Genomic DNA, 14639 nt, shown 5'->3' on the forward strand with positions numbered 1-14639 from the left:
TAGCTTAAGTTAGCAATACGTATCTCATCGCATTGTTACTTAAACTAGTTCTCTAATCTATATATTAACCTATGCCTAGCGCTATTTTTGCATAGCGTGACATCATTTCTTTACTCCATGGTGGACTCCAAACAATATTTACTTCTGTATCTGAAATCTCTGGAATTTCTGCTAAGACCATTTTTACTTGGTTCATAATTTGCGGTCCAAGCGGACAACCCATAGAAGTTAACGTCATTTCCACTGTACATAAACCTTCATCATCAACATCTACGTTATATACTAAACCTAAGTTTACAATATCGATTCCTAACTCAGGGTCTATGACCATCTCTAAAGCATTTAGTATGCTATCTTTTAATCCTTCGTCCATACTTTTCACCTCTTCGTATTTAATCATACTAACAATATATCAAATATCTTACAAAACGCCAATAAAATGCTATGATGTTCATACATCATTTATTAAATTCAAAGGAGATTTACATGAGTTCTTATTTAATTTGTTTAGACTTAGACGGAACACTATTAAACGATGACAAGAAAATTACACCTTATACAAAAAAGGTTTTAACTACATTGCAAAAGCAAGGACACAAACTAATGATAGCAACAGGCAGACCATACAGAGCCAGTCAAATTTATTACCATGAACTAAATATGGATACTCCTGTAGTTAACTTTAATGGTGCATTCGTTCACCATCCAAAAGATGATCATTTCCAAAATAAACATGAAGTACTGGATTTAGACTTATCACATGAGATCATTCAATCACTGAACAACTTTGGTGTCTCCAATATTATTGCTGAAGTAAAAGATTATGTTTTTTTAAATAATTTTGACCAAAAATTATTCGATGGTTTTTCAATGGGAAATCCTAAAATTGAAACTGGTGACTTACTTTACTCCTTAAATGAATCGCCTACTTCCATTTTAGTTGAAGCTGAAGAATTTATGATTCCTAGAATCAAACAAATGCTAACCCGTTTCTATGCAGAAAATATTGAACACCGAAGATGGGGCTCACCTTTCCCAGTAATCGAAATCGTAAAACAAGGAATTAGTAAAGCTAGAGGCATAGATTATGTGAAAACTTATTTAGATGTAGACAGAAACCATATTATTGCATTCGGCGATGAAGATAATGACTTAGAAATGATAAAATATGCCAAACATGGTATTGCTATGGGAAATGGTTTAGATGAACTAAAACATGTAGCCAATCATGTGACTTATTCAAATAATGAAGATGGCATTGGTCGCTATTTAAACGATTTCTTTCATTTAAATATATCGTATGAAACAGTAGTAGAATCACATATTTAAACACTAAATTTATAGGGGGCAATATACTATGAATAAAATTGTAGTGGTGGGTGCTGTTGCTGGAGGTGCAACCGTTGCTAGCCAAATCAGAAGACTAGACCATGAGAGTGAAATAACTGTTTTTGAAAAAGATAGAGATATGAGTTTTGCTAACTGTGCACTTCCTTATTATTTAGGAAATGTCGTAGATTCAAGAGACAAAGTATTAGAAGCTACACCCGAGTCTTTCTATGATTCTAAAAAAATTGTTGTTAAACCTTATCACGAGGTAACTGCAATTAATGACAAAGCGCAAACAATTACTGTTTATAACAAGCGTGACAATACAACGTTTGAAGAAGATTATGACACTTTAATTTTAAGTCCAGGGTGCAGTGCAAATACTTTAAACTTAAACAGTGATATCAGTTTTACATTAAGAAATATGGAAGATACTGATGCCATTGAAAAATTTATAGAACAGCAAAACGTTAAAACTGCCCTTGTCGTTGGTGCAGGATATATAGGTTTAGAAATATTAGACAATTTACACCATAGAGGTATCGAAAGCACATTGATACACCGTTCAACTCATGTAAACAAGTTAATGGATAGCGATATGAATCAACCCATTTTTGATGAAATGGAAGCGAGAGATATCAATTATCGTTTAAATGAAGAAATTGAATCAGTGGATGGTAATACAGTTCATTTCAAATCTGGTAAAGTTGAAAACTATGATTTGATTATTGAAGGGGTTGGAGTAAAACCTAATTCCGAATTTATTCAATCATCAAATGTAAGTTTAGACAGTAAGGGTTATATTCCAGTAAACGATCAGTTCCAAACTAACATTGATAACATTTATGCTTTAGGTGATATTATTACTTCACATTATCGTCATGTGGACTTAAATGCACACGTACCATTAGCATGGGGTGCTCATAGAGCAGCGAGTATTATAGCAGAACAACTAGCTGGCAATGCATCTATACACTTTAAAGGTTACTTGGGTGCAAATATTGTAAAATTCTTTGATTATACGTTTGCCAGCGTTGGCGTAACACCACAAGAATTAGATAACTTTGATTACATAATGGTAGAAGCTAACCAAGGAGAACACGCGGGCTATTACCCAGGAAATACTAAGTTACATTTACGTGTTTATTTCGATAAATCAAGCAGACGCATTATTCGAGCTGCTGCAGTAGGAAAAAATGGTGCAGATAAACGTATAGATGTTTTATCTATGGCAATGTTGCATAAGTTGACAATAGATGAACTTACTGAGTTCGAAGTTTCCTATGCCCCGCCTTATAGTCGACCAAAAGATATCATCAATATGATTGGTTATAAAGCGCGCAACAAATAATTTCAGCTAATTTAATACGTGAAAATAAAAAGCGGAGACAGCTTAATGTCTCCGCTTTTTATATTACATACCAAACATTTGTGTGATTGGGCCTTGCGGTAAAATAACCCCAATAATGATAGTGATTATAATAACTGCAATTGTGCTCCACATCATACCATGACTTGCTTGTCCTTTTTTTCGTTTTGTAACTGTAACTTCCATTAATGCTACGACAGCCACACCACAAATCATTTTCAATGTTAATAACATGTGCCCGCCTGAATTTCCATCACCAAATGCTTGAATCCAAATCCAGAATCCTGAAATTAAGACTAAAACCATGAATAACCTTAATAACATATGAATTGGTTTAAAATAAGGTGTCGCACCTTGCTTTTCTGAGAAATTAAAATAAGCAGCGAAAAACAAGATAATTAGCAATACCCAACTTGCAATATGCATATGTAACATATTTAATACCCCCACACTATTTTTACTTTATAAAAATATCAATACATTGTTACTTTTAATTATAAAATTAAAAGCGTACTTTTTTAATCATACTGAAAAAGTAAATATTTTTCAAAAAAAGTTCTGCACTTCACATTTTATCTTCATTTTCAATTTATAGCAACATCATTACTTTGTATCAAAAAAATTAGGCTAACTTATTATAATTAGCCTAATTCGTTTATAATTATTTTTCTGCTATGACATTTGTTAAAGTACCAATATTATCAATCGTTACTTTTACTTCATCACCTGGTTGTAAAAATTTAGGCGGTGTCATACCTGCCCCCACACCAGCTGGTGTACCAGTAGCAATAATATCACCAGGATGTAATGCTACATATTTCGAAATCTCTTCAATCAATTCATCGATTTTAAGAATCATTTCTCCTGTATTACCATCTTGACGAATTTCATTGTTTACTTTAGTTACAATATTTACATCTTCAGGTGTAGGTAATTCATCTTTAGTTACTATATATGGACCAACTGGGCAACCACCAGTTAAACTTTTAGATAAGAATGCTTGATCCTGTTCATTTTGGGCTTTGCGGTCAGTGATATCATTAATGATTGTATAGCCATATACATAGTCAAGTGCTAAAGCTTTAGGAATTTTCTCACCAGATTTACCTATCACAATACCTAGCTCACCTTCATAATCTAACTGATCTGTAATATCTTTATGATTTGGTATTACACTATTATCACCAGTTAACGATGAAGCTGCTTTTGTGAAGACGTATAAACGCTGTACCTCATGATTTAATTCACTAGCATGGTCTTGATAATTACGTCCAAAAGCAATCACATTATTTGTTGGCGTGACCGGTGGCAAAAATTCAATATCTGCAAATGCGACTTTATATTCTTCACCTCTACCACTATCTTCTGCCGCTACGACTGCTTTACGAACCTGTTCTTGGAAATCTAATATTTGATTTTGTTGAAGACCATTCAATAATGTCTTAGGATGAAAGTCCCCTTCCGCAAAATCTGCAAAGACTTTTTTCAAGTCCCAAGCAGCTTCTTCTCTTTTAACTTTCACACCATAAGATGTCTGTTCATTATGTCTGAATGATAGAAATTTCATTCAATATCAGCTCCTCATCTTTATCTTATTACATATTATAACTATATTTAGTAACAAATCACAAATAAATACCCATTATTTTCAAAAAATTCAATAAACATAGACATAATTTTGTATCGCTATTTTAAATAAGTCACTTTACGCCACAACCATTCAATAGGGCCGTATCTATAAAATTTCAGATACACATAACAGAAAATTAGTTGTAAGCTATATACAACCAATACGATTAAATAAGATTCATACAGTGGTAACTTATTATATAAACCTAAACCTACATAAATAAATGTAAAAATAAAACTTTGCATTAAGTATACTGTTAGACTCAATTTTCCTGGGTATTTAAAGATATTTACGGTTTTGGAAAATTGCTTAAATCGACAACAATAGATAAATAATAATATGTAGCCAAACGCTACAAGTGGCCCACCAATCATAGCACTAATGATTGCAAAAGCTTGGTTTCCAATGTCCACTACATATGGCATTTTAAAAGCGTATCCAACAATTAACATAAGGCATGCATATAAAACGTGACGATGACGATTTTGTGCGAATTGTACCTTTTCAACCAAGTTGTATTTTTGTGCTGCCATTCCTAAAAACACATACGGTAAAAATTCAAAATATGCAGAAAAAGTTATTGTATCTATAATATTATAGGTGTTTTCTACAACATTTACTTTTAAATAGTTAAAATATTCGCCACTTTGCTTTAGATTGACGATTTCAGAAACATTAAATCCGCTTATATTAATAGTACTATATGGATCATCTAAGTATGTTACTAAAAAAGTAGGTAAAATTAAGATAAATACTTTTATTGCATATAAAATAACACCTATTTTAAAGAGTTTCTTGCTACTTTTTTTAATACATAATACTGCAATCATCCCTGTAAATGCATAACTGAACAAAATATCTCCTGAAAATAGTAAAAAACCGTGTAATGCACCTAATATTAATAAAAAAGTTAATCTTCTATAAATAAAGGGATAATATTTCATCGCTCTTCTCTGACTATGTTTGTACATAATGGCTAAACCATAACCAAATAAAAAGGTGAAAATAGGATAAAAAGAACTGATTACAAACAGTGTAATAACTCTTAATATACTTTGATCTATCCCTTTCACTAAATCCGGTAAAAATGATTCCTCATATGGCATACTAAATGTCAATATATTCATCAATACAATACCTAACAAACTGAATCCACGTAAAGCATCCAGTTCGAATATTCTCTGTTGTGTCGACACTGTTTAGCACTCCTTTATCAAAGCATTATTTAATCGATTTATCATCTATTGAAAGCTGACCAAATTTAAAGAAGTATAAATAACCTTTAACAGGTTCGCCAAGTATGGTCTGTAAGGTATTTCTATAGTATTCCATTTGTATTTTATAACGCGCACGCAATTGATTTCCAACTTCTTCATCTGACATATGCAAGCGTCTATTAAATGCATCTGTTTTATAATCAACAAAGTAATATTGCTGATCTTTAATAAAAATCAAATCAATCATCCCTTGAATGATTGATGCGTCTGTTTCTACATCTTTCAACTGGTCTACTTTTGCTTGATTCACAACGAAAGGTAATTCACGATAAATATAATCACTTTGAGCAATCGTAAGATACAAGTCACTCTCAACAAATTTATAAATATCATCAAATTGAATATCAGCTTTTGCATCTTTAGGTATGATCGCTTTAACTATTAATTGGTCAACAAATATTCCAATTTCTTCTGCTGTCAGCCTTTCTTCTTTAAATGGTAAATGCTGCATTACCGTATGCATTAATGTCCCTATTTCATTTGCTTTTCTCTTTGTTTGTTGACTTAAGAAAGCTGGTCTTTCATATGAAGTTGTGCCAATACGATACTGACGAACTCTATCATAATTTGTATCCGCTTGTTCTGTTTCTAATTGTCGTTTTAATTCAGAAACGGACTGTTTTGAAGGTTTCATCATAGCTTCTTGATATGGATAGACGTAACTTAATTGCTGATGTATTTGCGTTTTTAATGTGTCATTGCCACTATTTATATACTCAATATCACTAACTGTACGCTGTTCACTATCTGAAATAACTTGTTCTGAAGCAATGTCTTCATAAAATTCTGTAGTCAAATTCACATAAGGTTGCATCGTTGAATCAATATCTTCTATTGATTGCTCAAAACGCATCTCTCTTGGTAAAGATGATGATTGATATTTTGCTAATATTGGGTATATCATATCAATCGGTCTTTGGGCTGTAATCCGATAACTGACTGGTAAATGTGTTTCCGAAGCAGAAACCTGCTCTAATTGTGTTAATTCTTTCTCATCTTTAACACGGCCAATCAAAAATAATTGTTCCTTAGCACGTGTCAACGCCACATAAATTAATCTCATCTCTTCTGAGACCATTTCTTTTTCCGCGATTGCTTTCAAAGTGACTGATGATAATGAAGGATAAGCTAAATTTGATTCTACATCATAATACGTCATTCCAAGTCCATAATTTTGATTTAAAATCACAGGTTTATGTAAGTCATCTCTTCTAAACTTACGCGATAAGCCAGAGTAAATAACAAATGGAAATTCCAGCCCCTTACTGCTATGGATTGTCATCATTCTCACAACATCATCATTAGGACCTATGATGTTTTCTTCACCGAAATCTTTTCCTCGCTCCATAAGTTCATCAATAAATCGAATAAATTGATATAGACCACGAAAACTAGAATTTTCAAATTCTACTGCTTTATTAAACAAACCATATAAATTCGCACGTCGACCTTTGCCACCAATAAGACCACTAAAATATTGTATAACATAGTGATCATTGTAAAATTTATCAATCAGTTGATATACAGGATGATTTTGACTGTACGATTGATACATAGCTATATCTTTTAAAAATACTTCTAATTTTTTGACCAATTTCTTATTTGCCACGTCATTTTCCATATAATGTTGGATAGATTGATAAAAATAATCATCATGAGGACTAAATACTCTAATGTTTGATAATTCATCTTCTGTAAATTGGTAAATAACTGAACGCATTAAACCGACTAAATAAATATCTTGTAGTGGGTTGTCGATCGTTCTTAAAAAAGACAATATCAGTTGCACTTCTGTTTGTTCAAAATAACCTTCTTTACTATTAACATGGAACGGAATATTATGATCCTTAAATGCTTGTTGTATTTTTCGTGCTTGCCCATATGATCTCTCTAAAATAACAATGTCCTTGTAGTTCGGCTTTCGATATTGTTGGGCTTTAATATCAAAGATTTCACGTGTATTCATTATTTTTTCAACTTGTTGTACAATATATTCTGCTTCTTGTTCAGAACCATTTAACTCAGAAGATGCATCTTCTACTAGCATATTTAAATTCACATCATATGGCTTGTTGTCAAAGGGAGCTCCATAATATAACTGTGCTGCATCATCATAGTTAATCTCTCCTACAGATTCATCCATCATATGTTTAAATAAATAATTAGTTGTCGTTAACACTTCTAATCTTGAACGGAAATTTTGTGATAAATCTATACGTAAGCCATATGATGAGCCATCTACAGTAAAACGATTATACTTTTCGATAAACAAACTAGGATCTGCTTGTCTAAATTTATAAATCGACTGTTTGACGTCCCCTACCATGAATAAGTTGCCATCATGTTCCTCACCACGTTTAATACATGACAAAATCTTTTCTTGTACTCTGTTTGTGTCTTGATATTCATCTACTAATATTTCTTCAAACTGATCACGATAAGATTGTGCAATCATTGAAGGTGAACCATCATCATTTGTTAAAATTTTCAAAGCAAAATGTTCATAATCCGAGAAATCTAAAATATTTCGACTGCGCTTTTTTTGATTAAAAAGTTCTATGACATCTTTTGTAATAAGGCTAAGATAAGATACTCTAGGCGCTAAACGTTGCATATCTTCTTTTAGATTTTCTGAAGACCTTGAAAAATAATCATTCTTAACTTTTGACACTAATTTTTTATAATTATCATAATATGCTTTACCATCATCATAAGCATCTATCATCATTTCGTTTGCTTCTTTAATTTTTTTATCTTTTCGAGGAAATGTTTTTTCAAATTCGTGTTGTACGATTGCTTCATGATTGATATGGCCATTTTCCATAGCTTTGTTTAAGAATTGTTGTTCTTTTTCAATAACTGCAATTTGTTTATCGACTTGTTCCAGCATCATAAATAAATCATAACTTTTATTTAATGACTCTAAGGCAGACCTCATAAATATCATGGCCAACTCATTAAGTAATTTTAATAACGCTTCCTGTTGCACTACATCTTTATATGGTGTTGCAAGACCGCTTAACCAATTCAAAGGATTGGGGTTAGCAACACTAAAGAAATACATTTTTTTTACAATATCTCTGAGTTGTTCATCATTCCTATCTGAGGACAACTGTTCAGTTAAATCAACAAAATGCGGGTCTAAGATGTCATAATGTTGTTCTAAAACCTCATCTATGGTTTGTTCCAGTAATAAAATATTTTCCGCTTCACCACTTGTTTTAAAGTTTGGATCAATATCCAATACATCGTAATGTTGCTGAATTAACTTTAAACAAAAACTGTGTAGTGTAGAAATTTGAGCTTGGTGAATTTTGATGCGCTGATTCTTTAAATGCGTATTATCAGGTGATTCAATAAATGCTTCTTGTATTCGTTGATCTACACGTTGCTTCATCTCTCTTGCACTTGCATTAGTAAACGTTACGACTAATAAACGATCTACATCGACCTTATCTCTAAGAATGCGTTGAATGATGCGTTCTACTAAAACCGCTGTTTTACCAGAACCTGCAGCTGCTGCTACAAGTATGTCTTGATCCTTTGCATAGATACTTTTCCACTGATTATCGGTCCATCTTGTGCCAGCTGGTTTTACAGGAATCTCACTGATCATTCTTCTTCCTCACTTTCTAACTCCATATTTTGTACTGCTTCAATTGGGTTGATTGTTTCGTCTACGGTTCTATAGCGTTTACTGTCAATCATGCCATCAACATGACAGACTGGTTTATAGTTACAGAAATCACATGGCAGTGTTTGATTATATTTCATTGGCGCTACTTCTGTGTGACCATCCATAATATTAGATGCTGTTTCTATAAAATTTTGCTTATTATGTTGAATTAATTTATAAATCGTCTTTTCGTCCGCGACCTTACTATTAGATTTAATGCCTCCATCTTTTTTTAAACCTAAAGGTACAATATCTGAATTATAGCTAGGTTCTATTCGAGTATCAAAAGCATCCAATACTGCTTCGTCACTATTTAATAAGCCACTTAATTTAAAGGATTGGATAAATTCTAAATCCCTTTTCGTTTCATTTAATTCATTCCACGCAAGTTTAATACGTGGTTCATGGACATGAAAGTACAATAACCCACCCGGCTTAGTCATATTGGTTAGGCCGAGCCTTGCTTTATTTTGTAATACAATATCCATATAAGTCATCATTTGCATTTGCATGCCATAATATACTTTTGTTAAATCTAAGGTCCCACTATATTTTGATGATTTATAATCAATAATATTCACAAAACTTTCATTTCCATGGTTATACGTATCTATCCTGTCAATTTGTCCTCGAATGTTGATAGGAACCCCTTGTTTAGTTTTTAAAGGCTGCGCATACAGTTCTTGATTGTCCCTAGGTTTTTTTCTAAAACTGGCTTCAAAGCGTTGCGGTGTGAATTTACTATAACTACCTTGATATTTTAACGCCGTTAAAGTTGTTTCTACTATTGAACCAATGCGCTGTGACAAATAGCGATAATAAGCTGTTGAATTTAATAGATTAAATTGTATCTCTGGTAGGATTTCAGATAACGCGTCACTCGTCAATTTGTGAATTTGCTTGATGTTTAAATTCTTAAAGTCGCCATTAATTTTTTCAGAGATAAATTTTAATACTTGATGGAATATATCACCTAAATCAAAGTTTTCTAGTTTATATTTTGTTCGTTCATTAAGTCGTAAACCATGTGAAGCAAAATGCTTAAATGGACATGATTGATACCCTTCAAAACGTGATACACTAGCATTTATAGTCGTACCATATAAATCTTTTGATAAAGATTCACTTAATTGTACAGTTTTATTATCGTAAGTGAGTGCTGATAACAAATAAGTAAGCCCTTCATTTAACTGCTCATCATCCCTCATAACTTGGTATGTATCTAACCACGTATCTGCGACGATTTCTTCATCAAGCCAAGCTTTAAGTGATTCAAATAATGCAATTTTTGTTTGATGTGGATGTTCCATTAACGTTAGCGGATTTGCTTGATGTTGACGATGGATGTTTTGTACTTCAAGATCTGTAAACAATTGCTGAATTTGACCTAAAAATGGGCTCGCTTCTTTTTCATCCCCATTTGATCCCATTAAGGAATATGAAAATGTCACCTCTGAACGCCCTCGTGTCATAGCAATATAGCAAACAAATGCTTCATCCATTTGTAATATATCTGATGTTGGACTTAATTCGATATCAGCTTGTTCTTCAAAATATTTTTTCTCCTCATCTGTTATTAAGCCTGAAGCATTCACAGTCTGTGGTAAAACGCCATCATTGACCCCAACTAAATACACATGTTCTTTATTATCAACTTTTGCTAGGTCCATTGTACCAATGCTAACTTGATCAAGCGTTTGGGGAATCATTACAAATTCCAATTGATCCAAACCAATATCTAATAACTCTAAAAATCTACTTTTTGTTAAATTTTGAGTTCCAAAAACCGTAACTAAATCATCTAATGTTTGAATAAATCCATGCCATATTTGATCAATTTCTTCTGATTTACGGTGTTCGCCTTCAGCGTCTAACGTATCACGTTCTGTCATTAACTGACTGGGCAAATCGAACGATTCAATAGCTTCGTAAAACGCTGTTGCAAAATCAACAGCTGTGGTTGCATCAGCCATTTGATTTTCAAAGCGCATAATTTTATCTATCACATCTGTTTTTAACTGAATAACCCTTTCAAATGTTTCACGTTCTTCTTCTGTTAATGGTTGTCGTTTTAAACCCATTTTCCTAAATTGTTCAACTTGGAAATATTTATCATCTATCCAACGTTTTCCATAAATACCACGTTCTAATACAAAATTTTCTAAAATATCAATTAAGTACTGGCTGTCTTTAAATTTTTTAGTTAAAATATTCGTTTTAAACAAACGCATTAGAGGCTCAAAGTTCCAATTTGTCTGAAGCACTTCAATTAACGAGCGAAACATTTCCATTATAGGATGATGAGTCATAGAAGCCTTGACGTCAATGTTATAAGGTATATCGTATTGTGGTAATATCGATTCCATTAAGTAGGCATATGATTCATCTCTATATAAAATAGCAATATCTTGAAAACGTCTACCTAATTCACGGTTTTCTTTTAAAATCCGTCTAGCAACTTCATTTATTTCTTCTCGCATCACTGATGATTCTAGGATAGAGATATGACCTGTTAATGCAATAGGTTCAAATTGCAATGCATTAAAGTTTTTCTCTAAATGCGATAAGTCATTATGAATAAATCTTTGTTGTTGATAAAATGGTTTAACATTTAAATGGATATTCAAATCATTTGCGATGGCTTGCATTTGTGTTAATGATTCTGACGGCTTTCTAAATAAACTAAAAACATCTTTATCTCCATCTGTAGTTAAAGCAACCGTAACTTGCTTGGTATGCTGAACTAATGAACGAATGATTTGATATTCAATTGTAGAAAAGTTATGAAATCCATCAATGTAAATCTCAGCACGTTGCAACCAATCGGATTGGTTCATCACCTCAATAAATCGCTGCAAACTATCCTCAGTAGAAACATACTCGCCACGAATCCTATCTTCTAAATGTTTATATATTAACGCGATGTCTTCTAATTTGTGTTTAGTCCTCGTTTGTAAGTGGTTGTTTGCTATATAATCTTCAATATGTTGTGGAGAAACTGCATATTTTTTAAAATCTTGAATTTGCTCATATAATTTTTCACTAAAGCCATAGTATTTTACTTGAGATTGATATAATTTCAATTCTGACTGATGTTGTTGAATAATGTCATAAATCATCATTTCAGTACCAACTTTGGATAACTGTTGTTCTGTTAATCCACCAACTTCTTGAAAAACACGGTGACTTAAACGTTCAAAATGGAGCACTTCAGTTCTCAAACTGCCATATAATGATGGATCTTTTACAAAAGCTTGCTCTAACTGAAACGTGTTTTGGGTAGGTGCGATTAAGATAATAGGATCACCTAATGGATTTTGTTTCATTTTAGTTTTTATTTCTTCTATTACACTGTGCGATTTACCAGTGCCAGCTCTCCCAATATAAGCATTAAATTCCATTGCGTGCAACAACTCCTTTGATTCATATTTTAACATATTAGGCATTACACTTTGTTTAATAGTCTATGTGATTTACCTACATTTAAGTTCATAAATGAATGATATACTGTGTAAGTTTAATATTTGAAAGGTGTCATTCAAAAGGTTCAAAAAGCACAAATTGAACAACATTAATATATAGAAAAACCTGAGACATTTTTATGTCTCAGGAAGTATACACATATGCTATCTATTCATAACTAACATCTGGGTTAAATCCAAATGTCATTTTATTTAACGGCCAATATCTAAATGAAACTTTACCTACTACCTTATCTTCATCAATCAAACCAAATGAGCGGCTATCCTTACTCACTTCTCGATTATCGCCTAATACTAACAATTTACCTTTTGGAATTTTGTTTTTTCCATCAGCCTGATTAAAATCTTCTGTTTTATAAGTACCTGTAATGTATTCACCTAGTTTGTGTTTTTCATTGTAATCTAAATAAGGTTCATCAACTTTTTTACCATTAACATATAATTGATCCTTTTTATATTCGATGTTATCTCCAGATGTACCAATAATACGTTTTACATAATCTTGTTCCTTATTAGCGTGGAATACAATGACATTTCCCTTTTCTAAATGTCCTAGTTTTTGACCAATCATATTTACAACTACGCGTTCACCATCTTTTAAGGTTGGGTCCATAGAATCCCCTTTGACTGTGTATGATTTTGCAACAAAATTTGTAATCAATAGTACTAACGCTACTGCGACAGCAATTGACACAATCCATTCTAGTATTTCTTTTTTCACTTTTTACACCTCGTCTATTTATTTAAAGTTTACTGTGAAGTTGCTTAAAGGGTAATACCTTAAACTTACATCACCAATAATGTCTTCTTGTCGAACAAAACCCTCTGTTCTTGAATCGTTTTTTAGTTCTCGATTATCATTCAGTACAAAGTATTCGCCTGGTGGAATTATATCTCCTTCAGAGCCTTTAATATTTCTGAGGGATAAATCTTTCATACTTGACTCAGTATACATTTCATCTACTTGTCTGTCATCTCTATACAACTGATTATTTTTAAAGGTTATAGATTGGCCAGGCTTCCCAATAATTCTACCAATATGTACATCGTCACCTTTATGGTACATGATGATATCGTTAAGCTTTAACATATTAAAAGTTGTCTTGATTTTATTAACAATCACACGATCATTTTGTTTCAACGTTGGCGTCATACTTTTATCTTGTATGACTGCTCCTGTAATAATAAAAGTCTGAATCAATATTACAATAATAATCGCAAATATTATAGAAATCAAATGTTTTACTACCTTAGTCAAATTGTCACTCCTCTGGAGAATGCATAAAATATCGTTCAAGTTTTCTACCTATAAACCAAACGACAATAATAACAATAATGATGATGACCAACCTTAAAGGCTGTGTAAATAGCGTCGTAATATCATTGCCTAACCATCCAATCAAACCGATCATTATCAATTTCGAACTGAACAATACTACCAGATAAACGTGTGCTCTGATATGCGACAAGCTTACGACCAAGTTTACTAATGCACTTGGGGTAAAGGGGAAACATAATAGAATGAAAATAGGGATAACGCCTTTTCTATCTATAAAATGTATTAACCTTTGAACCGAGGTGCGTTGTTGTAATTTTTTCATATAACGTGTATGGTTCAATTTGCGAAAACCTAAAAATACAAGATAACTTCCTAAAACAGTACCCAACCATGCTAATAATGTACCCATCAAAAATCCAAATGCATTCACATTCACAATCACAAATACAATAATAGGTAGTACTGGGATAAATGCTTCAATAAAAGGCAATAAAAATCCTACGATATAACCTAAACTACCAAATAAATCAAACCAATACTGCACTTGTTCTTGAGTCATTTCATCAATCCCTACCAATGTTAGTCAACGATTATTAT

At 32.3% G+C, this 14639-nt stretch carries 11 protein-coding genes; 2 read left to right on the plus strand and 9 right to left on the minus strand.

The features are described from left to right. Nucleotides 1-64: 64 nt before the first annotated feature. Nucleotides 65-373 (minus strand): metal-sulfur cluster assembly factor, encoded by a 309-nt coding sequence (locus KA883_RS04655; RefSeq protein WP_019469047.1) that lies wholly within the window; start codon nucleotides 371-373, stop codon nucleotides 65-67. Nucleotides 374-486: 113 nt separating this feature from the next. Between KA883_RS04655 and KA883_RS04660 the strand changes: the two genes are divergently transcribed. Both KA883_RS04660 and KA883_RS04665 read left to right on the plus strand, forming a co-directional pair. Further along, nucleotides 487-1329 (plus strand): Cof-type HAD-IIB family hydrolase, encoded by an 843-nt coding sequence (locus KA883_RS04660; protein ID WP_046208043.1) that lies wholly within the window; start codon nucleotides 487-489, stop codon nucleotides 1327-1329. A 28-nt stretch (nucleotides 1330-1357) separates the two neighbouring features. Next, nucleotides 1358-2680, plus strand: coding sequence for a CoA-disulfide reductase (locus KA883_RS04665; RefSeq protein WP_046208042.1), 1323 nt, complete (start codon nucleotides 1358-1360; stop codon nucleotides 2678-2680). Nucleotides 2681-2743: 63 nt separating this feature from the next. On the opposite strand, the gene KA883_RS04670 is transcribed toward KA883_RS04665, so the two are convergent. From KA883_RS04670 to KA883_RS04705, 8 genes are all read right to left on the minus strand, one after another. Beyond that, on the minus strand, nucleotides 2744-3133 hold the full coding sequence (locus tag KA883_RS04670) for a YisL family protein (RefSeq protein WP_046208041.1): 390 nt from the start codon (nucleotides 3131-3133) through the stop codon (nucleotides 2744-2746). Nucleotides 3134-3359: 226 nt separating this feature from the next. Beyond that, complete coding sequence (locus KA883_RS04675; protein WP_046208040.1) at nucleotides 3360-4265, minus strand: fumarylacetoacetate hydrolase family protein; 906 nt, start codon at nucleotides 4263-4265, stop codon at nucleotides 3360-3362. Nucleotides 4266-4384: 119 nt separating this feature from the next. Beyond that, nucleotides 4385-5524 carry a DUF418 domain-containing protein gene (locus KA883_RS04680; RefSeq protein WP_046208039.1) on the minus strand — a complete coding sequence of 380 codons (1140 nt, stop codon included), beginning with the start codon at nucleotides 5522-5524 and terminating at the stop codon, nucleotides 4385-4387. Between the two features lie 25 nt (nucleotides 5525-5549). Then, nucleotides 5550-9221 carry a helicase-exonuclease AddAB subunit AddA gene (gene addA, locus KA883_RS04685; protein WP_046208038.1) on the minus strand — a complete coding sequence of 1224 codons (3672 nt, stop codon included), beginning with the start codon at nucleotides 9219-9221 and terminating at the stop codon, nucleotides 5550-5552. Next, entirely contained in the window at nucleotides 9218-12682 is a 3465-nt protein-coding gene (addB, locus tag KA883_RS04690; protein WP_046208037.1) for a helicase-exonuclease AddAB subunit AddB, read from the minus strand. Before addB ends, addA begins: the two co-directional genes overlap by 4 nt. 229 nt (nucleotides 12683-12911) lie before the next feature. Then, nucleotides 12912-13484, minus strand: coding sequence for a signal peptidase I (gene lepB, locus KA883_RS04695; protein ID WP_046208036.1), 573 nt, complete (start codon nucleotides 13482-13484; stop codon nucleotides 12912-12914). An 18-nt stretch (nucleotides 13485-13502) separates the two neighbouring features. Further along, a complete protein-coding gene (lepB, locus tag KA883_RS04700; protein WP_046208035.1) occupies nucleotides 13503-14021 on the minus strand; it encodes a signal peptidase I in 519 nt (172 codons plus the stop codon). A 4-nt stretch (nucleotides 14022-14025) separates the two neighbouring features. Further along, entirely contained in the window at nucleotides 14026-14601 is a 576-nt protein-coding gene (locus KA883_RS04705) for a TVP38/TMEM64 family protein (RefSeq protein WP_046208034.1), read from the minus strand. Between the last annotated feature and the right edge of the window lie 38 nt (nucleotides 14602-14639).

The organism is Staphylococcus sp. GDY8P54P (genome assembly GCF_017892645.1).
GTDB lineage: Bacteria > Bacillota > Bacilli > Staphylococcales > Staphylococcaceae > Staphylococcus > Staphylococcus ureilyticus.